This is a genomic window from Pseudomonas palleroniana (assembly GCF_003031675.1).
Taxonomy (GTDB): Bacteria; Pseudomonadota; Gammaproteobacteria; order Pseudomonadales; family Pseudomonadaceae; genus Aquipseudomonas; species Aquipseudomonas palleroniana.
Genome location: NZ_PYWX01000034.1, coordinates 56,670 through 81,589 on the forward strand (window position 1 = coordinate 56,670; position 24,920 = coordinate 81,589).

General features: G+C 61.7%; 24 protein-coding genes. 18 read left to right on the plus strand and 6 right to left on the minus strand.

Annotation, left to right across the window (positions count from 1 at the left end; all coding sequences use genetic code 11):
* The first annotated feature begins 24 nt into the window (after positions 1 to 24).
* From C9383_RS12640 to C9383_RS12695, 12 genes are all read left to right on the plus strand, one after another.
* Positions 25 to 1,986 carry a methyl-accepting chemotaxis protein gene (locus tag C9383_RS12640; RefSeq protein WP_090367033.1) on the plus strand — a complete coding sequence of 654 codons (1,962 nt, stop codon included), beginning with the start codon at positions 25 to 27 and terminating at the stop codon, positions 1,984 to 1,986.
* Between the two features lie 283 nt (positions 1,987 to 2,269).
* Positions 2,270 to 2,725: a type II 3-dehydroquinate dehydratase gene (aroQ, locus tag C9383_RS12645; protein WP_010213488.1), complete on the plus strand. Its 456-nt coding sequence runs from the start codon at positions 2,270 to 2,272 to the stop codon at positions 2,723 to 2,725.
* A gap of 24 nt (positions 2,726 to 2,749) precedes the next feature.
* Positions 2,750 to 3,211, plus strand: a complete 462-nt coding sequence (gene accB / locus C9383_RS12650) for an acetyl-CoA carboxylase biotin carboxyl carrier protein (protein ID WP_090367035.1) — start codon at positions 2,750 to 2,752, stop codon at positions 3,209 to 3,211.
* A gap of 17 nt (positions 3,212 to 3,228) precedes the next feature.
* On the plus strand, positions 3,229 to 4,590 hold the full coding sequence (gene accC, locus C9383_RS12655) for an acetyl-CoA carboxylase biotin carboxylase subunit (protein WP_060755021.1): 1,362 nt from the start codon (positions 3,229 to 3,231) through the stop codon (positions 4,588 to 4,590).
* A 219-nt stretch (positions 4,591 to 4,809) separates the two neighbouring features.
* Entirely contained in the window at positions 4,810 to 5,688 is an 879-nt protein-coding gene (prmA, locus tag C9383_RS12660) for a 50S ribosomal protein L11 methyltransferase (RefSeq protein WP_090367037.1), read from the plus strand.
* A gap of 30 nt (positions 5,689 to 5,718) precedes the next feature.
* Positions 5,719 to 6,954 (plus strand): DUF3426 domain-containing protein, encoded by a 1,236-nt coding sequence (locus C9383_RS12665; protein ID WP_090367038.1) that lies wholly within the window; start codon positions 5,719 to 5,721, stop codon positions 6,952 to 6,954.
* 185 nt (positions 6,955 to 7,139) lie between these two features.
* Positions 7,140 to 8,153, plus strand: a complete 1,014-nt coding sequence (gene dusB / locus C9383_RS12670; protein ID WP_060755024.1) for a tRNA dihydrouridine synthase DusB — start codon at positions 7,140 to 7,142, stop codon at positions 8,151 to 8,153.
* Positions 8,150 to 8,470: a DNA-binding transcriptional regulator Fis gene (gene fis, locus C9383_RS12675; RefSeq protein WP_002555375.1), complete on the plus strand. Its 321-nt coding sequence runs from the start codon at positions 8,150 to 8,152 to the stop codon at positions 8,468 to 8,470. Before dusB ends, fis begins: the two co-directional genes overlap by 4 nt.
* A gap of 81 nt (positions 8,471 to 8,551) precedes the next feature.
* Positions 8,552 to 10,159 carry a bifunctional phosphoribosylaminoimidazolecarboxamide formyltransferase/IMP cyclohydrolase gene (gene purH, locus C9383_RS12680; RefSeq protein ID WP_060755025.1) on the plus strand — a complete coding sequence of 536 codons (1,608 nt, stop codon included), beginning with the start codon at positions 8,552 to 8,554 and terminating at the stop codon, positions 10,157 to 10,159.
* A gap of 129 nt (positions 10,160 to 10,288) precedes the next feature.
* Positions 10,289 to 11,581, plus strand: a complete 1,293-nt coding sequence (gene purD / locus C9383_RS12685) for a phosphoribosylamine--glycine ligase (RefSeq protein WP_060755026.1) — start codon at positions 10,289 to 10,291, stop codon at positions 11,579 to 11,581.
* 124 nt (positions 11,582 to 11,705) lie between these two features.
* Positions 11,706 to 14,477, plus strand: coding sequence for a hybrid sensor histidine kinase/response regulator (locus C9383_RS12690; RefSeq protein ID WP_090367040.1), 2,772 nt, complete (start codon positions 11,706 to 11,708; stop codon positions 14,475 to 14,477).
* A 209-nt stretch (positions 14,478 to 14,686) separates the two neighbouring features.
* Positions 14,687 to 15,283 (plus strand): MarC family protein, encoded by a 597-nt coding sequence (locus C9383_RS12695; RefSeq protein WP_060755028.1) that lies wholly within the window; start codon positions 14,687 to 14,689, stop codon positions 15,281 to 15,283.
* Here the strand turns inward: C9383_RS12695 and C9383_RS12700 are convergent.
* The 5 genes from C9383_RS12700 to cobG all read right to left on the minus strand — a co-directional run bounded on the left by C9383_RS12700 (position 15,280) and on the right by cobG (position 20,629).
* Positions 15,280 to 16,059 (minus strand): hypothetical protein, encoded by a 780-nt coding sequence (locus C9383_RS12700; protein WP_090367042.1) that lies wholly within the window; start codon positions 16,057 to 16,059, stop codon positions 15,280 to 15,282. The two genes, C9383_RS12695 and C9383_RS12700, sit on opposite strands and share 4 nt — an antisense overlap.
* A 236-nt stretch (positions 16,060 to 16,295) precedes the next feature.
* On the minus strand, positions 16,296 to 17,933 hold the full coding sequence (gene cobJ / locus C9383_RS12705) for a precorrin-3B C(17)-methyltransferase (protein ID WP_090367043.1): 1,638 nt from the start codon (positions 17,931 to 17,933) through the stop codon (positions 16,296 to 16,298).
* Positions 17,933 to 18,664, minus strand: a complete 732-nt coding sequence (locus C9383_RS12710; protein WP_090367045.1) for a precorrin-2 C(20)-methyltransferase — start codon at positions 18,662 to 18,664, stop codon at positions 17,933 to 17,935. Before C9383_RS12710 ends, cobJ begins: the two co-directional genes overlap by 1 nt.
* A complete protein-coding gene (locus C9383_RS12715; RefSeq protein WP_090367047.1) occupies positions 18,664 to 19,290 on the minus strand; it encodes a precorrin-8X methylmutase in 627 nt (208 codons plus the stop codon). Before C9383_RS12715 ends, C9383_RS12710 begins: the two co-directional genes overlap by 1 nt.
* Entirely contained in the window at positions 19,283 to 20,629 is a 1,347-nt protein-coding gene (gene cobG, locus C9383_RS12720; protein ID WP_090367049.1) for a precorrin-3B synthase, read from the minus strand. The genes C9383_RS12715 and cobG overlap by 8 nt, the downstream gene beginning before the upstream one ends.
* Before the next feature lie 38 nt (positions 20,630 to 20,667).
* Between cobG and cbiE the strand changes: the two genes are divergently transcribed.
* Genes cbiE through C9383_RS12740 form a run of 4 tightly spaced genes read left to right on the plus strand, consistent with a single transcriptional unit; the run spans position 20,668 to position 23,486 of the window.
* Positions 20,668 to 21,873 carry a precorrin-6y C5,15-methyltransferase (decarboxylating) subunit CbiE gene (cbiE, locus tag C9383_RS12725; protein ID WP_090367051.1) on the plus strand — a complete coding sequence of 402 codons (1,206 nt, stop codon included), beginning with the start codon at positions 20,668 to 20,670 and terminating at the stop codon, positions 21,871 to 21,873.
* The gene (locus C9383_RS12730) at positions 21,870 to 22,595 is read left to right on the plus strand and encodes a cobalt-precorrin-6A reductase (protein ID WP_090367053.1); all 726 of its coding nucleotides are present in this window, start codon (positions 21,870 to 21,872) and stop codon (positions 22,593 to 22,595) included. Before cbiE ends, C9383_RS12730 begins: the two co-directional genes overlap by 4 nt.
* 55 nt (positions 22,596 to 22,650) lie before the next feature.
* On the plus strand, positions 22,651 to 23,001 hold the full coding sequence (locus tag C9383_RS12735) for a hypothetical protein (protein ID WP_211322900.1): 351 nt from the start codon (positions 22,651 to 22,653) through the stop codon (positions 22,999 to 23,001).
* Positions 22,998 to 23,486, plus strand: a complete 489-nt coding sequence (locus C9383_RS12740) for a PIN domain-containing protein (protein WP_090367057.1) — start codon at positions 22,998 to 23,000, stop codon at positions 23,484 to 23,486. Before C9383_RS12735 ends, C9383_RS12740 begins: the two co-directional genes overlap by 4 nt.
* A 57-nt stretch (positions 23,487 to 23,543) precedes the next feature.
* Here the strand turns inward: C9383_RS12740 and C9383_RS12745 are convergent, their stop codons facing one another.
* The gene (locus tag C9383_RS12745; RefSeq protein WP_060755038.1) at positions 23,544 to 23,795 is read right to left on the minus strand and encodes a DUF6124 family protein; all 252 of its coding nucleotides are present in this window, start codon (positions 23,793 to 23,795) and stop codon (positions 23,544 to 23,546) included.
* Between the two features lie 517 nt (positions 23,796 to 24,312).
* Between C9383_RS12745 and C9383_RS12750 the strand changes: the two genes are divergently transcribed.
* Both C9383_RS12750 and C9383_RS12755 read left to right on the plus strand, forming a co-directional pair.
* On the plus strand, positions 24,313 to 24,627 hold the full coding sequence (locus C9383_RS12750; protein ID WP_090367059.1) for a type II toxin-antitoxin system RelE/ParE family toxin: 315 nt from the start codon (positions 24,313 to 24,315) through the stop codon (positions 24,625 to 24,627).
* Positions 24,620 to 24,907, plus strand: coding sequence for an addiction module antidote protein (locus tag C9383_RS12755; protein ID WP_090367061.1), 288 nt, complete (start codon positions 24,620 to 24,622; stop codon positions 24,905 to 24,907). The genes C9383_RS12750 and C9383_RS12755 overlap by 8 nt, the downstream gene beginning before the upstream one ends.
* The last annotated feature ends 13 nt before the right edge of the window (positions 24,908 to 24,920 follow it).

Sequence of the window (24,920 nt, forward strand, 5' to 3'; positions counted from 1 at the left end):
TTTCGCCGTCGGTTGAAACCCCGCATGCGCCTGAAGCTGCTGACCAATCTCAATACCCTTCTATTGGTGGCCGTGTGCCTGGCCTTGGGTGCGACACTCTGGTGGTCGCAACGGGCGCTGGAACGACCTTACCTGTTGATGGAGCGTTATCTGGGTTTGTCCCAGACCTTTCAGAACCAGGCCGCGCGCAATATCGACGATTACCTGGCCAGCGGTGATGCCTTGCGCCTGAGCAGTGCCGGCCAGAGCCTGGAAAGCCTGCTGCAGCATCTGGATGACCTGCCGGCGGAGCTCGCGCAGAACCTGCGCCCCAGCCTCGTTGACCTTGATGCGTTCAGCAAAACCGACCTGCTGGCCGCCGGCAAACTGGCGGGTGACCCGCAAGCGCTGTTGCTGCAAGCCGAACGTGAAGTGGGTGCGAACCTGGAACAACTGAGCCAGTACGCGATGGGCGTCAACTCGCCGGAGGCGGCGCGCTACCTGCCGCCGCTGCTGGACGCGTCCCAGCACCTGGGCAAATTATCCCTGGCCCGCGACAAGCTGGTCAGCAGCGGGCGCGCCGAACTGGCCGACGATGTAGAGCGAGAGCTGGCCAGCATCCGCACCCAGGCCGAACGGTTGGCGCAATTGCCCTTGCTGGGCGTCAAGGCCAGTAGCGAATCCAGCGCCGATGACTTCTCCGCCATGATGGGCCTGGAAAACAACGAAAAGACCGAAGCACAAGACACCGGCGTCGACCTCAAGCGCGAACTCAACAGCCTGCTGACCCGCTACCCGGCCGAACTCAAGCGCACCCGCGAGCAGATCCGGCAACGGGCCGACCTCGCCACGGCCACCCATTTGAAAATCGCCGCCGTGCAGCAAGCCATCGCCGGCCTGGAGCCCGTGGTGCGTGCGCAACACGGCAAGATCCAAGGCGAAGTGCGCTTGATGCAGGGCGTGATGATCGGTCTGATCCTGCTGATCGCCTTGTTGATCGATACCCTGCAACGGCGCCTGGCGCGGGTGCTGACCCATCTCGCCCCGGCGCTTTCGACCTGGGCCGAAGGCGACTTCGGCCAACCGATCGCCCTGGGCAAGACCAACCGCGAACTGCACGACATCGAAGCCTCCCTGAACCGTCTGCGCGCCTACCTGGTGGACTTGGTCGGCACCATTCGCGGCAATGCCGAGGAAGTTGCCGGCACCAGCCGTACCCTCGCCGAGCTGAGCAGCGGCCTGCACGACGGAGCCGAGCGTCAGGCGGGCGATACGGCGCAGATTCGTGACTCCCTGGGCGAGCTGGAAGCCACCATCCAGCAAGTGGCGGGTGATGCAAGCCAGGCCGCCGACGCCAGCCGCAGCGCGGGCCAGGCTGTGGAACAGGGTCAACGGGTGATCGGCTTGAGCCTCACCGGGCTGCATTCGCTGGTCGGCGAAGTGCAGCAAAATGCGCAGATGATCGAAAAACTTGCCGAGGAGTCCGCCACGATTGGCGGCGTGCTGACGGTGATCCGCTCGATTGCCGACCAGACCAACCTGCTCGCGCTCAACGCTGCCATCGAGGCCGCCCGCGCGGGTGAGGCCGGGCGCGGGTTTGCCGTGGTCGCCGATGAGGTGCGCTCCCTGGCCCAACGCACGGCGGGCGCCACGGCGCAAATCCAGGACCTGATCGCCGGCCTGCAAACCGCCGCCCACCAATCGGTGCAAGGCATGCGCGCCCAGGTCGAACACGCCGAAGCCACAGCCCAGCAAGCCCAGGCGGCGGATGGCGCGCTGGATGAAATCGTCGGGGCGATCCAGACCATCTCCGACACAGCAGTGCGCATCGCCGATGTGACGGCACAACAGAGCGGCGCCGTCAGTGAGATTCGCGATAACAGCGAGCGGATTCACCAGCTGGGTGAGGATAACCTGCAGCGCATCGGCCAAGGGCGCAGTCAGGGTGAGCACTTGCTGGTGCTGGGAGGCCAGCTGAATACGGCAGTCAAAGCCTTCCGCGTCTAACGCCATATGAGGATAAATGTGGGAGGGGGCTTGCTCCCGATTGCGGAGTGTCAGTCTCAGTATCCATGACTGATCCACCGCTATCGGGAGCAAGCCCCCTCCCACAGTTGATGTTCGTTGGATTCGGAGTGTGTCGCCAATGACCGGATCCTGCGGCGCAGTCACAAACTTTGCGCTATCCTCGCTAATCGTGCCGCCTACTGCATAGAACTGGACAGTCACAAAGGCTTTGCGGCATAGTCGCCGGGTTCTGCCGTACCCCATCCATAACAAGGAACAGCCGATGGCGACCTTACTGGTTCTTCACGGACCCAACCTGAACCTGCTCGGCACCCGCGAACCGGGCGTCTATGGGGCAGTGACCCTGGATCAGATCAACCTTGATCTTGAGCGACGGGCCCGTGAAGCCGGCCACCATCTGCTCTACCTGCAAAGCAATGCCGAGTACGAATTGATTGATCGCATCCATGCCGCACGCGGTGAAGGCGTGGACTTTATCCTGATCAATCCCGCCGCTTTTACACACACAAGCGTTGCATTACGTGACGCATTGCTGGCGGTGAGCATCCCATTCATCGAAGTGCATTTGTCCAACGTGCATAAACGCGAAGCTTTCCGCCATCACTCTTATTTCTCCGACGTAGCGGTAGGAGTGATCTGCGGCCTTGGCGCCAGCGGTTACCGACTGGCCCTGGAGGCCGCCCTGGAACAACTTGAACAACCGGCCAAGCGCCCCTGACCGACCCTTGGGAGTTGATGATTCATGGATATCCGTAAAGTTAAGAAACTGATCGAACTGCTGGAAGAATCCGGTATCGACGAGCTGGAAATCAAGGAAGGCGAAGAGTCCGTACGCATCAGCCGTCACAGCAAGACGCCGGCCCAGCCGTACTACGCGCCACAAATGCAGGCACCGGCTGCCGCACCTGCTCCGGCCGCCGCACCCGCTGCCGCTGCTGCACCTGCCGCCCCAGCCGCTCCTGCGCTGAACGGTTTCGTGGTCAAGTCGCCAATGGTCGGTACTTTCTACCGTACCCCGGCACCGGGTTCGCCAGCCTTCGTTGAAGTCGGCAAAACCGTGAAAGTGGGCGACACCATCTGCATCGTTGAAGCGATGAAGATGATGAACCACATCACCGCTGAAAAAGCCGGCGTCATTGAATCCATCCTGGTAGAAAACGGTCAGCCGGTTGAGTACGACCAGCCGCTGTTCACCATCGTTTGAACCGCGGAGCGCCTTCGATGTTGAAACCTGCGAAGAAACTGCAAAAAGTCCTGATCGCCAACCGCGGCGAGATCGCGCTGCGTATCCTGCGCGCCTGTAAGGAAGAGGGCATCAAGACCGTCGCTGTTTACTCGACGGCCGATACCGAATTGATGCACGTGAAGCTGGCGGACGAAAGCATTTGCATCGGCCCGCCACTGGCCTCGAACTCGTACCTGAAAGTCTCCAACATCATCGCGGCCGCGGAAGTGACCGGCGCTGATGGCATCCACCCGGGCTACGGCTTCCTCGCGGAAAACGCCGACTTCGCCGAACAGGTGGAAAAATCCGGCTTCGCCTTCATTGGCCCCAAAGCCGACACCATCCGCCTGATGGGCGACAAGGTGTCGGCCAAGGACGCGATGATTGCGACCGGCGTGCCAACCGTTCCAGGTTCTGATGGCCCGCTGCCTGAAGACGAGGAAACCGCCCTGCGCATCGGTCGCGAAGTCGGTTACCCGGTGATCATCAAAGCCGCTGGTGGTGGTGGTGGTCGGGGCATGCGTGTGGTGCACAAGGAAGAAGACCTGATCGAAGCGGCCAAACAGACCCGCGCCGAAGCCGGTGCCTGGTTCGGCAACTCGATGGTCTACCTGGAAAAGTACCTGACCAACCCACGTCACGTGGAAGTGCAGGTACTCTCCGACGGCCAGGGCAACGCCGTCCATTTGGGCGACCGCGATTGCTCGCTGCAACGTCGTCACCAGAAGGTACTGGAAGAAGCTCCGGCACCGGGCCTGGACGAAAAGGCTCGCCAGGAAGTGCTGGCTCGCTGCGTCAAGGCGTGCATCGACATCAACTACCGTGGCGCCGGCACCTTCGAGTTCCTCTACGAGAACGGCCGCTTCTACTTCATCGAGATGAACACTCGTGTGCAGGTAGAGCATCCGGTCACGGAGATGGTCACCGGTGTCGACATCGTCAAGGAGATGCTCAGCATCGCCGCTGGCAACAAGCTGTCCTTCACCCAGGACGACGTGAAGATCCACGGTCACTCCCTGGAGTGCCGGATCAACGCCGAAGACCCGAAAACCTTTATCCCAAGTCCGGGCCTGGTCAAGCATTTCCATGCTCCCGGCGGCAACGGCGTTCGCGTCGACTCGCACCTGTACAGCGGCTACAAGGTTCCGTCCAACTACGACTCGCTGATCGGCAAGCTGATCACCTGGGGCGCGACCCGCGACGAGGCCATGGCCCGCATGCGTAACGCCCTGGACGAAATCGTGGTCGACGGCATCAAGACCAACGTCCCCCTGCATCGGGACCTGGTTCGTGATGAAGGCTTCTGCGAAGGTGGTGTAAACATTCACTACCTGGAACACAAGCTGGCCAACCAGTAAGTGCTCTACCCAACAAAGCCGCCTTCGGGCGGCTTTGTTGTTTCTGGCCTGCTGATGTGATCGTTCCCACGCTCCGCGTGGGAATGCATCTTGTGACGCTCCGCGTCACGAACGCGGGAACGATCGTCGGCACAGTCGTCTTCTGCCCGCCTCTCGCGTAAACTTGCGCGCTTTCGCGACACATGTAGTCGTACACTCATTTTTTCAAAGGTGCCCGCCATGCCTTGGCTGCAAGTCCGTCTCGCCATCAGCCCAGAACAAGCCGAAACCTATGAAGACGCTTTCCTCGAAGTAGGCGCCGTTTCGGTCACGTTCATGGACGCCGAAGACCAGCCGATCTTCGAACCCGAACTCAACACCACGCCGCTGTGGTCCCACACCCACCTGCTGGCGCTATTCGAAGACGGCACCGATGCCGCCAGCGTGCTGGCCCATATGGAATTGCTCACCGGTAGCCCGCTGCCGGAGCATCACAGCGAAGTGATCGAAGACCAGGATTGGGAACGCAGCTGGATGGACAACTTCCAGCCAATGCGTTTCGGCCAGCGCCTGTGGATCGTGCCGAGCTGGCACGCCGCACCGGAGCCTGGCGCCGTCAACCTGCTGCTGGACCCGGGCCTGGCGTTCGGCACCGGCACCCACCCCACCACTGCGCTGTGCCTGGAATGGCTGGACGGCCAGGACCTCACCGACTGCAACGTACTGGACTTCGGCTGCGGCTCGGGGATTCTGGCGATTGCCGCGCTGTTGCTGGGCGCCAAGCAAGCCGTGGGCACCGACATCGACGTGCAAGCCCTGGAAGCCTCCCGCGATAACGCGGGGCGCAACCACATTGCCGAGGACAAATTCCCGCTCTACCTGCCGGAGCAATTGCCCCAGGTGCAGGCCGACGTGCTGGTGGCCAACATCCTCGCCGGACCGCTGGTTGCCCTGGCGCCGCAACTGTCGAGCCTGGTCAAGCCGGGCGGCCGCCTGGCGTTGTCGGGCATCCTGGCCGAGCAAGGCGAGGATGTCGCCGCCGCTTACGCCGAGGATTTCGAACTGGACCCGATCGCCAATCGTGATGGTTGGGTACGCATCAGCGGTCGTCGGCGCTAGAATGAGCGCTTGCCTGAATCGGATGGCCGCATGACCGACAGTTTCGTCACCCAGTGCCCGCATTGCCAAGCCCGCTTTCGCGTCAGCCACGCCCAGTTGAGCGTGGCCCGTGGCGTGGTGCGCTGCGGCTCGTGCCTGCAAGTGTTCAACGCGGCTCGCCAGTTGCTGGAGCAACGCGCTCAAGCACCTGTAGCCGCACCTGCGCCGGAACCTGAACAACCGACCGCCGTCGAGGCAGCACCCGCGACGCCACGCGCCATCAGCCAGAAGCAGTGGACCGCCGAAGTACTGGACCTGGATAACCTGGACCTGGACGAAGAACTGGCCAAGCTGGAACGCCGTGAGATTCAGCATACTCAGCCATTGAACGCAGAGCGCCGCCAGGCGGGCGCTGACCGCCGGCAAAAAGACGCCCTCAGCGCCAGCCGCGACACCGCCAAGGCGGAGGAAGAAAAATGGGCCGCCAGCCTGTTCAGCGAACCGCCGGAAGAACGCGCCCAAGCCAATGACGCCGAACCACCCTCTGCGACCCGGCAGCGCACCGAACCGTCCATGTCGCATCCTATCGACGATCTGGATGATGAACCGCCGCTGAGTTCAGGCCCTGAGGATGAGGTTTTCGACCCGCCCGTGACGCCGGTCATCGACGAAGTGGAAGAGCCCGCGCCCGAAGAATCACAGCCGCGCCGCAAACAGGCACGGCCACAAGCAAGCGTTCACGACGACGTCCTCCAGGACCTGGAAGACGATCCGCTGCACCTTTATTCACAAAAACGTCCGTCAGGCTGGGGCCGTCGACTGCTCTGGCTGCTGCTGGTAGTAATCGCCGCCGGCGGCCTCGCCGGCCAGTACATCGCCTACCAATTCGACGACCTGTCGCGCCAGGATGCCTACCGCCCCTGGTTCCAGCAGTTGTGCCCGAAATTGGGATGTACGGTGCCATCACGGGTCGACATTGCTCATATCAAGAGCAGCAACCTGGTGGTGCGCAGCCACCCGGAATTCGCCGGAGCACTGGTGGTGGATGCGATCATCTATAACCGTGCAACGTTCTCCCAGCCGTTTCCGCTGCTGGAACTGCGTTTCGCGGACCTGAACGGCAACCTGATCGCCAGTCGTCGCTTCAAACCCGCCGAATACCTGAGCGGCGAGCTGGCCGGTGTGAGCGAAATGCCCTCGCAGACCCCCATCCACATCTCCCTGGACATCCTCGACCCAGGCAATAAAGCCGTGAATTACAGCCTGAGCTTTCACTCGCCCGAGTGAAGCGGTGCACAACCGAAGGTTTGGCGACGGATTATTGACTGCATCGCCGCCGACCAAACCGACGGCGATAAAGAAATAGCTGCTCAGATTTTATCCAATTCAGCCTTTATCCAGTCATCGAGAGCGGGTATCATGCCAACCCTTTTTCGAACTCTAATGATCCGGCCCCACAACAGGGAAGTCCTATGTCGGCGGTACGCATCGGCCCATACACATTGCAGAACGGCTTGATTCTCGCCCCAATGGCGGGCGTCACCGACCAGCCCTTTCGTCAGTTGTGCAAGCGTTTGGGCGCGGGTCTAGTAGTCTCGGAAATGGTCACCAGCGACATGAGCTTGTGGAATACCCGCAAATCGCGGATGCGCATGATCCACGAAGGTGATCCCGAGCCCCGCTCGGTTCAGATCGCCGGTGGTGATGCACAGATGCTGGCGGATGCGGCCCGGGCCAATGTGGAACTGGGTGCGCAGATCATCGATATCAACATGGGCTGCCCGGCCAAGAAGGTCTGCAACAAGGCCGCCGGTTCCGCGCTGTTGAAAGATGAGCAGTTGGTTGCCGAGATCCTGCAGGCCGTTGTTGGCGCAGTGGATGTGCCGGTCACGTTAAAGATTCGCACCGGCTGGGACCGGGACAACAAGAACGGCCTGACGGTGGCGAAGATCGCCGAACAGGCAGGAATTACAGCGCTGGCAGTGCATGGTCGCACCCGCGCCGACCTTTACACCGGTGAAGCCGAGTACGACACCATTGCCGCGATCAAGCAGGCGGTGTCGATGCCGGTCTTTGCCAACGGCGATATCGACTCAGCCGAGAAAGCCCGGCGCGTGCTGCACGCAACCGGTGCCGATGGCTTGTTGATTGGCCGGGCTGCCCAGGGGCGGCCGTGGATTTTCCGTGAGGTCGATCACTTTCTGCGTACCGGCGAAGTCTTGCCGGCACCGGAGCTGATCGAGGTGGAACGTATTCTGCTAGAGCATCTGGCCGCCCTGCACGCCTTCTATGGGGACGTGATGGGTGTACGCATTGCTCGCAAGCATGTCGGCTGGTATCTCGCAACCCTGCCGGGCGCCAGGGAGTTTCGCGCCCACTTCAATCGTTTGGATGATACGCAAGCACAGGTCACCACCGTTCGAGAGTACTTCAGCGAGCGCGAAAAGAGCCTGAGGACAGGGAACGGAGAGGGGGTGGCCGCATGACGATGATGACCGAGACTTTAGTGAGTGGAACAACACCCGTGAGCGACAACGTCAATTTGAAACAGCACCTCAACACACCGAGCGAAGAAGGCCAGACCCTTCGCGGGAGTGTCGAGAAGGCGCTGCACAATTATTTCGCCCACCTTGAGGGCGCTTCCGTCACGGACGTGTACAACCTGGTCCTCTCGGAAGTCGAGGCGCCCTTGCTCGAAAGCGTGATGAACTACGTCAAGGGCAACCAGACCAAAGCCAGTGAGCTGCTGGGCCTCAACCGGGGCACCTTGCGCAAAAAGCTCAAGCAGTACGATTTGCTGTAAGCATTCAATCAACCCAGAAAGGCGCCCGCGTAAAAACGGTCGCCTTTTTTGCTGACTCCTTTGCTTTTGATGGAAATTGAAATGACCGACCAGACTACCCGCCTTCCGATCCGCCGCGCCTTGATCAGTGTTTCTGACAAGACCGGGATCCTCGAATTTGCCCGGGAGCTGGAAGCTCTGGGTGTCGAAATCCTCTCCACGGGCGGGACCTTCAAACTGCTGCAGGACAACGGCGTGGCCGCAGTAGAAGTCGCGGACTACACCGGTTTCGCGGAAATGATGGACGGTCGGGTCAAGACCCTGCATCCGAAAATCCATGGCGGCATCCTCGGCCGTCGCGGTATCGATGACGCCATCATGAGCGAGCACGGCATCAAGCCGATCGACCTGGTTGCCGTCAACCTGTACCCATTCGAAGCCACCATCAACAAGCCAGGCTGCGACCTGCCGACCGCCATCGAAAACATCGATATCGGCGGCCCGACCATGGTGCGCTCGGCGGCCAAGAACCACAAAGACGTGGCCATCGTGGTCAACGCCGGCGACTACGGCCAAGTGCTGGAAAGCCTGAAAGCCGGTGGCCTGACCTACGCCCAGCGCTTTGACCTGATGCTCAAGGCGTTCGAACACACCGCCGCCTACGACGGCATGATCGCCAACTACATGGGCACCGTGAACCAGGCCGCGCAAACCCTGAGCACAGAAGGCCGCAGCCAGTTCCCGCGGACCTTCAACAGCCAGTTCATCAAGGCCCAGGAAATGCGCTACGGCGAGAACCCGCACCAGAGCGCGGCGTTCTACGTGGAAGCCAAGCCGGCCGAAGTGGGCATCGCCACCGCGACCCAACTGCAAGGCAAAGAGCTTTCCTACAACAACGTGGCCGATACCGACGCCGCGCTGGAATGCGTGAAGAGCTTCGTCAAGCCGGCCTGTGTGATCGTCAAACACGCCAACCCATGCGGCGTGGCCGTGAGCCCGGACGCAGAAGGCGGGATTCGCCAGGCGTATGAACTGGCCTACGCCACCGATACCGAATCGGCCTTCGGCGGCATCATCGCCTTCAACCGCGAACTGGATGCCGAAACCGCCAAGGCGATCGTTGATCGTCAGTTCGTCGAAGTGATCATCGCGCCAAGCGTGAGCGAAGAGGCACGTGCAATCGTTGCCGCCAAAGCCAACGTACGCCTGCTGGCCTGCGGCGAATGGTCGGCCGAACGAGCCGCTGCCTGGGACTACAAGCGCGTCAACGGCGGCTTGCTGGTACAGAGCCGCGACATCGGCATGATCAGCAGCGCCGACCTGAAAGTGGTGACCCAGCGCGCCCCGACCGAACACGAGATCAACGACCTGATCTTCGCCTGGAAAGTGGCCAAGTACGTCAAGTCCAACGCCATCGTCTACGCCAAGAACCGCCAGACCATCGGTGTCGGCGCTGGCCAGATGAGCCGTGTGAACTCGGCGCGTATCGCCGCGATCAAGGCCGAACATGCCGGCCTGCAGGTTGCCGGTTCGGTGATGGCCTCCGACGCATTCTTCCCGTTCCGTGACGGTTTGGACAACGCCGCGAAAGCCGGTGTAACCGCCGTGATCCAACCGGGCGGCTCGATGCGCGATGCCGAAGTGATTGCCGCGGCCGATGAAGCCGGCATTGCCATGGTCTTCACCGGCATGCGCCACTTCCGTCACTGATCGATCGTTCCCACGCTCCGCGTGGGAACGCAGCCTGGGACGCTTCGCGTCCCAAAGCGTGACGCTTCGCGTCACAAGAGGCATTCCCACGCAGAGCGTGGGAACGATGACCCAAACGAGGTTTTTGAAATGAATGTTTTGATCATTGGCAGCGGTGGCCGTGAACACGCCCTGGCTTGGAAAGTTGCCCAGGACCCACGCGTTCAGAAAGTCTTCGTGGCCCCCGGCAACGCCGGCACCGCGATTGAAGCCAAGTGCGAAAACGTCGCCATCGACGTGCTGGCCCTTGAGCAACTGGCCGACTTCGCCGAAAAGAACGTCGCCCTGACCATCGTCGGCCCGGAAGTCCCGCTGGTTGCAGGCGTCGTGGATCTGTTCCGCAGCCGTGGCCTGGACTGCTTCGGCCCAACCGCCGGCGCGGCCCAACTGGAAGGCTCCAAGGCGTTCACCAAGGATTTTCTGGCTCGCCACAAGATCCCGACCGCCGACTACCAGAACTTCACCGAGATCGAGCCGGCCCTGGCTTACCTGCGTGAAAAAGGTGCACCGATCGTGATCAAGGCCGATGGCCTGGCCGCCGGCAAAGGCGTGATCGTTGCCATGACCCTGCAGGAAGCCGAAGACGCCGTGCGCGACATGCTCGCCGGCAACGCCTTCGGTGAGGCCGGCTCGCGCGTCGTCATCGAAGAATTCCTCGATGGCGAAGAAGCCAGCTTCATTGTGATGGTCGACGGCAAGAACGTATTGCCAATGGCCACCAGCCAGGACCACAAACGCGTCGGCGACGGCGACACTGGCCCGAACACCGGCGGCATGGGTGCGTACTCCCCTGCCCCAGTGGTCACCAGCGAGGTGCACCAGCGTGTCATGGACCAGGTGATCTGGCCGACCGTGCGCGGCATGGCCGACGAAGGCAACGTGTACACCGGTTTCCTGTACGCCGGCCTGATGATCGACAAAGCCGGCAACCCGAAAGTCATCGAGTTCAACTGCCGTTTCGGCGATCCGGAAACCCAGCCGGTGATGTTGCGCCTGCAATCGAGCCTGGTGCTGCTGGTGGAAGCCGCCCTGGCCCAGGCGCTGGACAAGGTTGAAGCGCAGTGGGACCCTCGCCCGAGCGTCGGCATTGTGCTGGCGGCCGGTGGCTATCCTGCCGACTACGCCAAGGGCGATGTGATTGAAGGCCTGGACGCGGCAGCTGCGCTGGAAGGCAAGGTGTTCCACGCGGGCACCGCGCTCAAGGATGGCAAAGTCGTGACCGCAGGTGGCCGCGTGCTGTGCGCCACGGCAATGGGCGCCAGTGTCGACGCGGCGCAACAACAGGCATACAAGCTGGCGGCGAAAATCGACTGGAAAGGCTGTTTCTACCGTACGGACATCGGCTATCGCGCCATTGCCCGTGAACGTGGCCAGAACAGCTGAGCCGCTACTCTCCAGTAGCTATCCGTTCGGTTAGGTAAGGGCCTTCGGCCCTTGCCCTACACATGTCGCCCCGCGCATAGTTAACCCATGCATCACGTGCATCAACCTACGAAGGGATTTCGCCGTGCGCTGGCTCAGGATCGCCATAGGTTTCACCGTCAGCCTGCTGACACTGCTCTGCTTGTTCCCGGCCCAGGCCGCGGCGCAAGGCAGTGGTTGGGCGGTATTACTTGATGAACAGGCCGACCTGCAACTGAGCGACATCCGCTCCTCACGCTACACCAATCAATTCAGCCCCATCGAACTGGACCGGATTACCGCTGCGCAACCGGACGGCGCGTTGTGGGTGCGCTTCAGGCTGCAACCCGGCAAGCACGAGCAAGTGCTGCGGGTGTTTGCCCCGGACTTGTCCCATCTGAGCCTGTATGTGCTGGACGGCGACACTCTGGTGGAACAACAGACCACCGGCACCCGTCAACCCCAGGTTGAAAGGCCACTACCCAGCAGCGATTTCATGCTGCCGATGCCCCAGAGCCCCAAACCGCTCGACGTCTACCTGCGCCTGGTGTCGGAGCATGAGCTGCGCCCCTATATCACCCTGGAGCCGGCCGTACTGGCGGCGGCCGACCAGCACCAGACGCTGATCTACGGGCTGCTGTTCGGCGTCCTCTTGATGCTGATCCTGCACAACCTCACGCGCTTCGCCTACCACCGCTCGCGGAGCAGCCTCTGGCTGGCCGCCTGCGAGTTCCTGTTGATGCTCAGCCTGCTGCTGTTGCTCAACCTGATCGGGCCCTGGCTGCCGAACTGGCAAGCCATCCAGACGCCCGGCGCCTACCTCGCGCTATTGCTGACCGCCCCCTGCGGGCTGATGTTTGCCTACCGCTTCTTCATGCCGCTGGGCCCACATCCGCTGAACAAATTGTTGATGGCGGACATCCTGTTCATCGTGCTGTGCGGCCTGCTGCTGTTGTTCGTCAACACCTTGCCGCTGAACATCATTACCTATGCCCTGGTCGCCCTGGCCGGGTTGAGCATGCTGTTTATCTCGGCCTACCACTGGCAGAAAGGCTATCGCCCGGCACGCTTGTTCGTGGCGGCCATGGTGGTGTTCAACCTCGGCACGCTGATCATCCTGCCGGCCCTGCTCGGCCTGACACTGGTAGCACCGCAGGGTTTGATCGTCACCCTGCTGAGCTTTATCTGCCTCAGTGGCCTGCTGATGAGCCTGGCCCTGGGCGAGCGCCAGCGTGCAATTGTTGAAACCCGTTTCAGCCTCAGCCGCGACCTGGCCGCCAGCAACGCCGAGATCGCGGCCAAGGCCGAGTTCCTGGCGAAGATCAGCCACGAAATCCGCACCCCCATGAACGGTGTGCTGGGCATGACCGAATTGCTGCTGGGAACGCCGTTGTCGGTCAAACAGCGGGACTACGTGCAGACCATCCACAGCGCAGGGAATGAGCTGCTCACGCTGATCAACGAGATCCTCGATATCTCCAAGCTGGAGTCCGGGCAGATCGAGCTCGATGATGTGCAGTTCGACCTCAACGCACTGATTGAAGATTGCTTGAGTATCTTCCGCGCCAAGGCCGAGCAGCAAAATGTCGAACTGATCAGTTTTATCCAGCCCCAGGTGCCTCGTGTGATCAGTGGCGACCCGACACGTCTGCGCCAGGCAGTGTTGAGCCTGCTGGAAAACGCCCTGCAGAAAACCGACGAAGGCGAAGTGCTGATCGTCGTCGCCCTGGACGAGCGCAGCCCCAAGCCGCGCCTGCGCATTGCCGTGCAAGACAGCGGCGTCCCCATGGACGCCATCGAGCGCGATGCCCTGCTGCACAGCGAACTGCACAGCAAGAACTTCCTCTCGGCCACCCGTTTGAGTGGCCATCTGGGCCTGGTCATCGCCCGCCAACTGATCCTGCTGATGAACGGCGAGTTCGGCATCAAGAGCAGCAGCCATCAGGGCAGCACCCTGTGGTTGACCCTGCCGCTGGACCCGGAACGTCTCGAACACCCGACCTCCGACCTCGATGGCCCGCTCAAGGGCGCACGGGTGCTGGTAGTGGACGACAACGACACCTGTCGCAAAGTGCTGGTGCAGCAATGCTCGGCCTGGGGCCTGAACGTGAGTGCCGCGCCCTCCGGCAAAGAGGCCCTGGCCTTGTTGCGCACCAAGGCACATCTGCGCGATTACTTCGATGTGGTGCTGCTGGACCAGAACATGCCGGGCATGACCGGCATGCAGCTGGCGGCAAAGATCAAGGAAGACCCGAGCCTGAACCACGACATCCTGCTGATCATGCTCACCGGCATCAGCAATGCGCCGAGCAAGATCATCGCGCGCAATTGCGGGATCAAGCGCATTCTCGCCAAGCCAGTGGCCGGGTATACGCTCAAGACCACCCTGGCCGACGAGCTGACGCAGCGCAGCAAAGGCAACGTGCCGCCACGCCCCGTCCTCAGTGCCCCGGCAGCCATCACCGTACCTGCCGATTTCCGCATCCTGGTGGCTGAAGACAACAGCATCTCCACCAAGGTGATCCGTGGCATGCTCGGCAAGCTCAACCTCAACCCGGACACCGCCAGCAACGGCGAAGAAGCGCTGGAGGCCATGAAAGCCCAGCGTTACGACCTGGTCCTGATGGACTGTGAGATGCCGATCCTCGATGGCTTCTCGGCGACCCAGCAACTGCGTGCCTGGGAAGTCAGCCACCAGCGCATCCGTACGCCGGTCGTGGCGCTGACGGCGCACATTCTGTCGGAACACAAAGAACGCGCACGCCTGGCCGGGATGGATGGGCATATGGCCAAGCCGGTGGAGTTGTCGCAGTTGCGTGAGTTGGTGGAATACTGGGTGGCGCAGCGTCAACAGCGCCCGGAACACGCCCCCTCCTGAGAAATTTGTAGTGAGCGGGCTTGCCCCGCGCTGGGTGGCGAAGCCGCCCCAATAACAACGCCGCAGTGTTTCAGAAAGACCGAGGTGTCTGGTTTTAGGGCGGCTTCGCCACCCAGCGCGGGCAAGCCCGCTCACTACAAAGCCCCTTGCAGATTTGGTGTGTGTCGCCTGATAGACTCCACACACTTTCTCCACCACGAGCCACTCACATGCTCCACGTGTTATTCAGCGTCTACCTGAAAATGCTGGTGCTCTACAGCCCGTTCTTCGTGCTGTCCTGTTTTATCAGTCTTACCCGGGGTTATTCCAGCAAGGAGCGTCGGCGCCTGGCGTGGAAAGTGGCGCTGGCCACACTGGTGTCGAGCGTGCTGCTCTACCTGTTCGGCCGCGTGATTTTCAGTGTCTTCGGCATCACGGTGGATGCCTTCCGCATCGGCGCCGGTAGCGTACTGTTCATTTCCGCCCTGGGCATGGCCCAGGGCAAGTCGGCGGTACAGGCCGACAATGTGCAGCAGGACGTGACCATCGTACCGCTGACCATCCCCCTCACGGTCGGCCCCGGTACGATCGGCGCCCTGCTGGTGATGGGCGTGAGCCAGCCGCATTGGGATGACAAGATCATGGCCATCCTCAGCATCGCCCTGGCCAGCCTCACGGTCGGTGTGGTGCTGTATTTGTCCAACCGCATCGAACGCATTCTTGGCGACCAGGGCTTGCAGATTGTCAGCCGGCTGATGGGGCTGTTCGTCTGCGCGCTGGCCGCGCAGATCATCTTTACCGGCGTGCGCGGTTACCTGGTGCCCTAGATGCGGTACTTGGCGATCGCCAGTTGCACCTTGTCTCCCGCACTCTCGCGCATCAGCTGAAGGGTCTTTTCGTTGACCACCGTGGTGTTCAGCACCAGGCAGGTCTGCCCGCTGAAAGCCTCGAACGAGGAGCTGTCCCACTCCAGGAAGGGCAAGCCCACCTGTTTATCCACGCCACGGGTGCTGTAGGTCACCAGCACCATCATCAATCCACCCTCTGTTTGCGCACAGGACGCCAGGCCAAAATCACCGCCCTGATGCACGGAGCTATTGCGTTTGAACAACTCGAACGACGCCGGCGTCTGCTTCAACGCCTCCAATGCATCGGCCGCCAGTTTCGGCAGCGCAGTGAGCAGCGGCCCGGACAAGGCACTCGACGCCAGCATGCCGGCGATGAGGTTCAGCGCCGCCAATTGCACGGTCAGGCCCTTGCCCATGCGTGAGACCCGCTCGAAGCTGCTGCGCACCGGCAACCACCCCAGGCTGACCATCACCTTGATGAATTCGTCGTACCAATCCTCGGTTCCACGGTGCACTTTCAGCACATCGCTGACGTAGCTGCTGGCCAGCAAATAGCTTTTACGCACGTACTCCCTGTTCAGGCCGGACAAGCCTTCGGCAAACGAGATGACGCCATTGTTGACCACGGCTGCATTGAAGTCGTCCTCGGCGTCCTGCGGTAAAGCCGCCTGCCTGGCTGATGCTCCCGGCAGTTTGTAGGCAGCAATCAACTTGCGCCGTTTTGTACTGCTGATCCCTCTGTGATGTCGCTCCATTTTGATTCTCCACAAGCACCCCAACTCGGGGCTTATGTCCACCCTAGTCCACGGGCTGATAGGCTTTCCAGACGCTATAAATCCCTTGGCCCAACCCGGCGAAGCGCGCTGCCCAGCAATCACGCCGCGTGACGGGCAGGCTTACGGATTTCGTCGCAGAAAAAAGAAAAAGCCCCGAACGACGCCAGGAAAATCCCTGGGTCATTCGGAGCTTTCCGGCGACCAATAAAGCGTTTTCAGGAGGCGGGCTTTTCGCCGTACCAACGCGGTGTATATACCCATTGACCGCCACCGGCACGCGGGAATGTGCAGGTAGTGGACGAGCCGACCAACACCATGGTGCGCATGTCCACCTGCTCCGGCGTCAGTTGCCCCAACGTGGTGACACGCAGGGTCTGGCCCGGACGACCGATATCGCGCCCCAGCACCACGGGCGTTTCAGGCGTGCGGTGCAGTGCCACGATTTCCAGTGCACGCCCCAGCTGCCACGGCCGTGAGCGGGAGATCGGATTGTAGAACGCCAGCGCCAGATCGGCCTGGGACGCGAGATCCAGGCGTTTTTCGATGATCGACCACGGTTTGAGGTTGTCCGACAGCGACATCACGCAGAAGTCATGACCCAACGGCGCCCCCGCCTGGGCGGCGGTGGCGAGCGAGGCCGAGACACCCGGCAGGATTTGCAGGTCGACCTGATGCCACGTCGGGTCGGTGGACTCGTGCAAAGCCTCGATCACCGCGGCGGCCATGGCGAACACGCCCGGGTCGCCGGACGACACCACCACCACCGAGCGCCCCTGGGCCGCCAGCTCGAAAGCGTGGCGCGCGCGCTGCATTTCTTCGCGGTTATCGGTGCAGTGCTGCACCTGATCGTCACGAAACGGGCCGGCCATGCGCACGTAGGTTTCATAACCCAGCACGTCGGTGCAACGCGCCAGTTCAGCCTTGACCGCCGGCACCATCAACTCGGCTGCGCCAGGGCCCAGGCCGATCACAGCAAGGCGGCCACGCACCCGGCCGACTTGCGACAGGTCCAATGGTTGCTCGGCGACATCGATGACGATATCGGCATCGCGGCCGGCACTGACGAAACGCAGCGGTACACCCAGCTCCAACGCCGCTGCGTGCAACGACGCTTCAGCCATGTGCGTATCGCTGGCCAGCAGGCACGCCAGGGATTGCACGGCGATACCCGCCTCACGCAGCGCCGTGCGCACACGCTCAGCCAGTTGTGCACCTGGCTTGCAGGTCACGCTCACGTTCTTCGGATAAATCAGCAACTCATCGGGCGCTGGGCTGCGCTCGGCATTGCCCACGTGAATCGCCAGGCGTGCCTGTGCGTCCTGGGGCAGGTTGGCCTGGTCCAACCACGGCGCTACGCCCTCGATGCGTACCCTTTCACCGGCCAGCAGGTCGGAAACGAAGCGCTTGCCCAGCTCCAGATCCGCCAACTCATAGCCCTTGGGCGGGTTGAGCAGGCAAGTGCCGAAACGCAGCTCGCCACTGGTGGTAATCGCAGCGGCCACCTGCAGCGCAGCGCCAATGTCGCGTGCCATGACGTTCACGCCGCCCAGCCCGCCGAGCAGCGGCACCACGGCGCTACCGTCTTCGGCAACCGCCAGCACGGCGGGTTCTTCGCCCTTTTCCAGCAGCAGCGGCGCCAGGGTGCGGATCACAATGCCGGCGGCGCACAGCGCAATCAGCGGCGTGCCTTGTTGATAGAGCTGGCGCAGGGTCGTACCGAACTCACTGTAGACCCGGTCGGCGCCGTCGACCCGAGCCGCCAGGCCGTAGATCAAGGCGCCGGGGTACACCTGCTGGATCTTGCGCGCAGTGGCCAGGCTGCCCTGGCCGAGGATGACAATCGCCGGGCTCATCAACCTTGCCACCGTTCACCGGGTACGATGATCAACGAAAAGTACGGCGACGAAGCAGGATCAACCTGATCCAGCGGTACGATCTTCTGGTTGGCCATGGTCGCGCGCTCCACATACAGCGCACGCTTGGCCAGGCCGAGCTCTTCGAGCACCTGGCGCACCTTGGGAAAGTTGCGCCCCAGCTTCATGATCACCGCGGCGTCGGCGTCCGCCAGGCGGCGCTTGAGATCGTCGTGGGGCAACACGCCCGAAAGCACCGACAAGCTCTGGTTGCGATACACCAACGGCGCGCCGAGCACCGACGCACCACCGAGCATCGAACACACCCCCGGAATGACCTGGGCTTCATAGCGTTCGGCCAGGCGGTCGTGCAGGTACATGTAGGAGCCATAGAAGAACGGGTCGCCTTCGCAGATCACCGCCACGTCGCGGCCGGCGTCCAAGTGCACGGCCACGTCGACACTGGCGGCGTCGTAGAAATCGCTGATGACCTGTTCATAGGACATCGGTGCCGGCAGCACCTCGGTGGTCACCGGGTACACCAACGGCATCAGGGTCTGTTGCGGCACCAGGTGGTCTTCGATGATGCCGAAGGCGTTGCCCTTCTTGCCCTTGGCCACGAAGTAAGCCACCACCGGCGACTCGCGCAGCAGGCGCAGGGCCTTGAGGGTGATGAGTTCCGGGTCACCGGGGCCGACGCCCAGGCCGATCAAACGTCCGCGTGCCTGCATTATTCGACCTCCGTGGCCAAGGCGTTGACCGCAGCGGCAGCCATCGCACTGCCGCCCAGGCGGCCCTGCATGATCACAAAGGGCACGCCACGACTATCGGCTGCAAGCATGGCCTTGGATTCGGCAGCGCCGACAAACCCCACCGGGAAACCCAGGATCAATGCCGGTTTCGGGGCGCCGGCGTCGAGCATTTCCAGCAAGTAGAACAAGGCCGTCGGCGCGTTGCCGATCACCACCACGCTACCTTCCAGGTGCGGGCGCCACAGCTCCAGGGCGGCAGCGGAACGGGTGTTGCCCAACTCCCGCGCCAATTGCGGCACGCTGTCGTCGCGCAGGGTGCAGATCACGGGGTTATTGGCCGGCAGGCGTGCTCGGGTCACGCCTTCGGAGACCATTCGCGCATCACACAGAATCGGCGCGCCAGCGGCCAACGCAGCGCGCCCGGCCTGGCCCGCGCCTTCGGAAAACTGCAGGCCGTCGATTGCCTCGACCATGCCGCACGCATGAATCACGCGCACCGCGAGTTTTTCCAGGTCGGCCGGGATGCGGTCCAACTTGGCTTCCGCGCGAATAATGGCAAAGGAGTTGCGATAGATCTCCTGACCGTCGCGGATGTAATCAATCATCGGTGTTGCTCCGTGGGCGGGCGCGTAGCAAGGCGCCCGTCGCTTCAATGGAAAGGTTGTGCGCGTGCAGCCGGCCGAAACCGGGTTGGGCTGGATCACGAAAATAGAGGTCGTAGTGGCCCGGGCTTACCGCCAGCAGCGTGACCGGCGCGGTGTGCGCGGCGGCGCAGGAACGCGGGCAGCCGGACAGGTGCACGTCATGGCCGGGGTGCAACGCGGCGAGTTGCACCGCGTCAGCCTTGGTGTCGGCCAGGGCTTTGCCGCAGCCGCTGGAGCCGGTGCAGGCGATCATGCGCGCCAGGGGCTGCTCGATAGAACAGAGAAAGCCCAACTGCGCCAGGCGTTGGGTCACTGCGTGCGGCTTTTCGACGTAGGGCAGTAGCACGCCTTGCCAAGGCGTGAAACGCAAGGTGCCGTCGCCGTACTCGTTGGCCAGTTGCGCAGCGCCTTTGAGCATCGTCGAATCCAGGCGGCCCAACGGGGCGATAGCCGCGACGTAGAACTGGTTCTTTTGCTCCTGCGGATAGGTTCCGAGGTGCAGCAACGCACCGCTGGGCGGGCGTTTGAAACCGTCGGTGGGCAGCAGCGGCAGGTTGAGACGGCCCAGCACACTCTCCACGGGCAGATGGCGCATGCGGGTTTGCGCAGGGCTCGCCAGATCGAGGAACGCTTCCAGGACCGCCACCACCAGGGCATGGCCCTGCTCCAGCGGTACGGCGCCCAACGGTGCATTCAGCCCAGGGCAACCAGCCAGGCCGAACGCGAGCAGCGTCTGGCCGTCGCGTACAAACGCCGACAGCCACAGATCGTGATGATGTTCGAGCATCGCCAGGGCTTCGCCACCATCCAGCTGCACCGCGAACTTGGCCGACAGCTCATGGAAGCGCGGGTGGCTTTGCAAGGTGGCGAGAATCTGGTCGGCCAACGGGCGAGTGTCGAACAGCATTTGCGGGTCGATACCGGCGCTGGGACTGAGCATCAGGTTGCGCACGTCGTCGCCGCCGGCGTTGCGGGGGCCAAGACCTGCGGCCAGCAGCGTCGCAATCAGCGCTTCCTGGTCGGCACCGATTCCGCGAATCTGCAGGTTGGCGCGGTTGGTCGCCTCGATCACCCCACCGGCATAGGCCTGGGCCGCGTCTGCCACGGCGCCGGCTTGGGCGGCGGTGATTGAACCGCCCGCCAGTTTGACCCGGCAAATGCCGCCATCCAGCGCCTGGACAATACGCAGCAACCCCGGACAAGCCGAGGGGCGCAAGGTATTCACAGCGGGCGTTGGGTTCACGGGGCTACCGGTTGACGGGTCAAGGCGCGGTATTATGCCTGCTTTGTCCGGCGGCATGAAAAGCCTGCCCGTCGGATGTCGTTCAAGGAATTGATATGTCGCCCTGGCTGACGGTTGTAGGCATCGGTGAAGACGGTTTCAAGGGGCTGGGCAGAAATGCCCGGCATGCCCTGTTGCGCGCCACGCGGATCATCGGCGGCCAGCGCCAGCTGGACCTGTTGCCGGTATGCATTCGGGGTGAGCGCCAAGTGTGGCCAAGCCCGTTTTCCCTGGAGCCGGTGCTGGCTCGGCGTGGCGAACCGGTGTGCGTGCTGGCCAGCGGCGATCCGATGTTCTATGGCGTGGGCGCAAGCCTGGCGCGGCAGGTGCCGGCGGCAGAGTTGCTGATAGTGCCGGCGCCGTCGTCGGTGTCGCTGGCGGCGGCGCGATTGGGCTGGCCATTGCAGGAAGTGGTGACGTTATCCGTGGTGGCCCGGCCCTTGGCGGCGCTGAATATGCACTTGGCCAGCGGCGTGCGGTTGCTGGTGTTGAGCAACGACGGTCGCAGCCCTGCTGCGATCGCCTCGTTGCTGGCTGAATCCGGGTTCGGGCCCAGCCGGTTGAGCGTGTTTGAACACCTGGGCGGCGCGGACGAGCGGCGTATCGACGGTTTGGCGGCTGATTGGCAACAGGCTTCAGTCGCCGATTTGAACCTGGTCGCCATCGACTGCGTAGCCTCCTGCGCAACACCCCGCCTGTCACGCCTGGCGGGCCTGCCCGATTCCGCCTTCAAGCACGACGGTCAATTGACCAAGCGCGACGTGCGCGCCATCACCCTGGCCCGCCTCGCGCCGGTGCCCGGTGAACTGCTGTGGGACGTGGGCGCGGGCAGCGGCTCCATTGGTATCGAATGGATGCGTGCGCACCCCAGTTGCCGTGCGCTGGCGATTGAAGCGGATGAAGGTCGCCAGGGCCTGATCGAACACAACCGCGATGCGCTGGGCGTGCCTGGGCTGCAACTGGTTCGCGGCAAGGCGCCCGAGGCGTTACGCGGCCTGGAGGCACCGGACGCGATCTTCATCGGCGGCGGCGTCACCCGCGACGGCGTGCTCGAGACCTGCTGGCAACAGCTGCGGCCTGGCGGAAGGCTGGTCGCCAACGCCGTGACCCTGCAAAGCGAAATGACCTTGATGAACTGGCGCGCCCAGCATGGCGGCGAGCTGACCCGTGTCCATGTGGCACAGGCACAGCCGCTGGGCGAGTTCGATACTTGGCGCCAGGCGTTGCCGATTACCTTGCTGGACGTGGTCAAGCCGCAATGAAACGCATCTTGCTGCTGGGCGGCGTGACCGAGGCGCTGGCTATTGCGCGGACTCTGGGGCCGGAGCATATCTACAGTCTGGCCGGGGTGGGCCGCGTGCCGACCGACCTCACATGCCAGGTGCGGGTTGGCGGCTACGGCGGGGCCGAGGGCTTGGCGGCGTTTGTTCGGGACGAGGGAATTGGCCTGATTCTCGACGCGACCCACCCCTACGCGGCGCAGATCAGCCGCAATGCCGCCGAGGCTGCACAGTTGAGCGGCATCCCATGCTGGGCGCTGCGGCGTCCGGCATGGCAGCCGCAGGCCGGGGATGATTGGCGCGAGGTCAGCGACTGGGCCGACTTGATCGCCGCCCTGAAACCCTTCAAGCGCCCCCTGTTCACATTGGGCCGCGAACCGTTGCAGCACCTCGATGAAATCCCGGTTGACCAGTTCTGGACACTGCGCGCGCTGGATGGGTATCCGGGGAATGAGCGGTGTGAGGTGATCGGCGCGCGTGGGCCGTTTTTGATTGAGGACGAACACGAGTTGTTTGAACGGCGCGCGATTGATGTGTTGATCAGCAAGAACAGCGGTAGCGCAGCGACGGAGCCGAAGCTGGAAGTGGCGCGGGAGCGTGGGCTACCGGTGTTGGTGTTGAAGCGGCCGGTGTTGGCTGCGGTGGACCGCGAGTTCCTGTCGCCCGCTGAAACAATCGATTCGTTGGCAGATTTCATTCGGTAGATCAGGATCATTCGCCACCCTCTATCCAATCTGTTTGTTACCTCAAGGGACGGCGATGAACCCACAATACGAAGTGCTAAACTCCAGCAGCAGTTCAAGCCAGGCCCAACGCTATCCAGGAGCTGACATGATAGAAGTTAAAGACGCCGTTAAAGTTGCGAAAGCAGCAGCAAACGATTTTCTCGGGCAGGAAATGGCGTTGAACGATTTAATGCTTGAGGAAGTAGAACTCGACCCAAATAGCAACACATGGGCAATAACACTAGGCTTCAACGTCCCAAACCCGAATAGACTCCAGAGAATTGGCGCCGCTCTTTCCGGAGAAATATTTTCAAGAAAATACAAGACTTTCATCATTGATGCGCAGACTGGCGAATTCCGCTCCATGAAGATCCGCGAAATATGATGGACACCTACATCAAGCAATATCGAAGAAAAGGAATCATAGTCGACACCAACTTGTTACTGCTGGCACTGATAGGAGGAACGGCCAGCATCGTGGAGTTCAAGAGAACACGCGGCTACAGCCATGAAGACTATCAACTTTTGCTAAAAGTGATTGATCAGTTCGAAAAGCTGGTTTCAACCCCTCACATTCTCGCTGAAGTCAGCAACCTGACGAATGGACTTTATGGGAGCAAGCTTCACGACTTCTATGCAACGTTAAAGAACTCACTTTCAACAATAATCGAGATTCACCATCCAGCCCTGGATATAAGTCGTGACTATGAACTGTCACCCTATGGCCTTACCGACGTCGGCATTGTTGCCGCAGCAAAAGATAATTACCTGGTGTTGACTGACGACCTTAGAGTCGCGGGGTTTGCTCATCAGCACTGCGTAGATGTCGTCAACTTCAACCATATACGAGAAGCCAGCTGGGAGGTCTGAGACCTGCCACACGATCATTCCCACGCATAAGCGCAGGAACGATCATTTATCGAACTGTTAACGACCCGCGGCTGCCGCCTGCCCTGCACCTTCGTGAACCCTTTCAGCGAGCAACTGCGCCAGCTCAATCAACTGCGCAACACCCAGCAATTCCTCACGTGGTGCACCTTCCAGGTTAAAGGCAATGTCGCAACTCAATGCATTGGCCGAGGCGAGTGTTTCGCTGAGGTTGACCAACAGGTCTTCGGTGCTGATTTCATCGGCCACGGTGAAGAGCCGGATGGGGGGATTTGGGGTGGGTTTAATCATTGTGAAGCTCCTTAGAAAAGTGGAGCTGCCACTGATTCGCCGCGACGCGAGGGGGTGGCAGCTGTACGCAGGTTCGCGGACCGGTCCTAAGGCAACCCGGCATACCCGAAGGTATCCCGCGCACAGCCACCATTGCGCCGCACAGTAGACGATAAAAAAGCATCAACTGAAAGCAGACGATAGCGCTTTTGCTCTTAGAAAATCCGGGCCGCGACGCCCGACTGCTGGGTTCACAGCGGTGTACGGAGACTAGAGATCGAGTGTCCTAGGGGCAACCTCAAAGACTTGTCGGATATTTCCATTTGTACGAATAACCAGCGGGACCGTCACCGATTGCACTCCTCGCCTTGAAGCCGAATCCCCCTACAAACACTTCCGAACCAGCCGGCTGGTTCAGCCAAAAGCCACCGCTCTAACCTCCCCTCTCGCGGTTTCGCACCAGCATCCGCGATGGGGATGCACTGATTTTGCAGTGCGTCGCACTTGTCATGCTGTATCCCAAGGAATACGATCCGAGATGATCCGTTTCAAGAGATCCGCCGAGTTTCAGGAGTGGTTTCATTCGTTGCGCGATAACCCCGCCCGTGGACGCGTACTGACAAGATTAGATAACGCAACGATGGGCAACTTCGGAGACTGCGAAACCGTTGGAAATGGCGTATCGGAAATGCGCATCCACTATGGCCCGGGATACCGGGTTTACTTCATGCGCATAGGTGAGGTGGTTTACCTGCTGTTGATAGGAGGCGATAAATCAACGCAACAGCGCGACATTCAGCGTGCGAAACAAATTGCAGATGAGTTTAGAAAAAAAGGAGTGGTCCATGACTGAATTTAAAGATTTCGACATAGCCGAATACCTCAAGACCCCCGAGGACATGGCCGAGTATCTTGAAGCCTCTTTCGAGGAGGATTCAGGTGACGGATTGCTGATTCGTTCAGCCCTTAATCACATCGCTCGCGCCCAAGGCATGACCCAAACCGCCCGCGACGCCGGCCTCGGACGCGAAAGCTTGTACAAAGCCCTTTCCAGCACTGGCAATCCCGAATTCGCGACTATCATGAAAGTCATGAAAGCGCTGGGGCTGAAGCTCCACGCCAGCGCTCGCTGATAGCACTGCGACA

Coding starts and splice junctions, on each gene's coding strand:
- C9383_RS12640 (WP_090367033.1), top strand. CDS start 25: ATGCGCCTGAAGCTGCTGACCAATCTCAATACCCTTCTATTGGTGGCC.
- aroQ (WP_010213488.1), top strand. CDS start 2,270: ATGGCGACCTTACTGGTTCTTCACGGACCCAACCTGAACCTGCTCGGC.
- accB (WP_090367035.1), top strand. CDS start 2,750: ATGGATATCCGTAAAGTTAAGAAACTGATCGAACTGCTGGAAGAATCC.
- accC (WP_060755021.1), top strand. CDS start 3,229: ATGTTGAAACCTGCGAAGAAACTGCAAAAAGTCCTGATCGCCAACCGC.
- prmA (WP_090367037.1), top strand. CDS start 4,810: ATGCCTTGGCTGCAAGTCCGTCTCGCCATCAGCCCAGAACAAGCCGAA.
- C9383_RS12665 (WP_090367038.1), top strand. CDS start 5,719: ATGACCGACAGTTTCGTCACCCAGTGCCCGCATTGCCAAGCCCGCTTT.
- dusB (WP_060755024.1), top strand. CDS start 7,140: ATGTCGGCGGTACGCATCGGCCCATACACATTGCAGAACGGCTTGATT.
- fis (WP_002555375.1), top strand. CDS start 8,150: ATGACGATGATGACCGAGACTTTAGTGAGTGGAACAACACCCGTGAGC.
- purH (WP_060755025.1), top strand. CDS start 8,552: ATGACCGACCAGACTACCCGCCTTCCGATCCGCCGCGCCTTGATCAGT.
- purD (WP_060755026.1), top strand. CDS start 10,289: ATGAATGTTTTGATCATTGGCAGCGGTGGCCGTGAACACGCCCTGGCT.
- C9383_RS12695 (WP_060755028.1), top strand. CDS start 14,687: ATGCTCCACGTGTTATTCAGCGTCTACCTGAAAATGCTGGTGCTCTAC.
- C9383_RS12700 (WP_090367042.1), bottom strand. CDS start 16,059: ATGGAGCGACATCACAGAGGGATCAGCAGTACAAAACGGCGCAAGTTG.
- cobJ (WP_090367043.1), bottom strand. CDS start 17,933: ATGAGCCCGGCGATTGTCATCCTCGGCCAGGGCAGCCTGGCCACTGCG.
- C9383_RS12710 (WP_090367045.1), bottom strand. CDS start 18,664: ATGCAGGCACGCGGACGTTTGATCGGCCTGGGCGTCGGCCCCGGTGAC.
- C9383_RS12715 (WP_090367047.1), bottom strand. CDS start 19,290: ATGATTGATTACATCCGCGACGGTCAGGAGATCTATCGCAACTCCTTT.
- cobG (WP_090367049.1), bottom strand. CDS start 20,629: ATGCCGCCGGACAAAGCAGGCATAATACCGCGCCTTGACCCGTCAACC.
- cbiE (WP_090367051.1), top strand. CDS start 20,668: ATGTCGCCCTGGCTGACGGTTGTAGGCATCGGTGAAGACGGTTTCAAG.
- C9383_RS12730 (WP_090367053.1), top strand. CDS start 21,870: ATGAAACGCATCTTGCTGCTGGGCGGCGTGACCGAGGCGCTGGCTATT.
- C9383_RS12735 (WP_211322900.1), top strand. CDS start 22,651: ATGAACCCACAATACGAAGTGCTAAACTCCAGCAGCAGTTCAAGCCAG.
- C9383_RS12740 (WP_090367057.1), top strand. CDS start 22,998: ATGATGGACACCTACATCAAGCAATATCGAAGAAAAGGAATCATAGTC.
- C9383_RS12745 (WP_060755038.1), bottom strand. CDS start 23,795: ATGATTAAACCCACCCCAAATCCCCCCATCCGGCTCTTCACCGTGGCC.
- C9383_RS12750 (WP_090367059.1), top strand. CDS start 24,313: ATGATCCGTTTCAAGAGATCCGCCGAGTTTCAGGAGTGGTTTCATTCG.
- C9383_RS12755 (WP_090367061.1), top strand. CDS start 24,620: ATGACTGAATTTAAAGATTTCGACATAGCCGAATACCTCAAGACCCCC.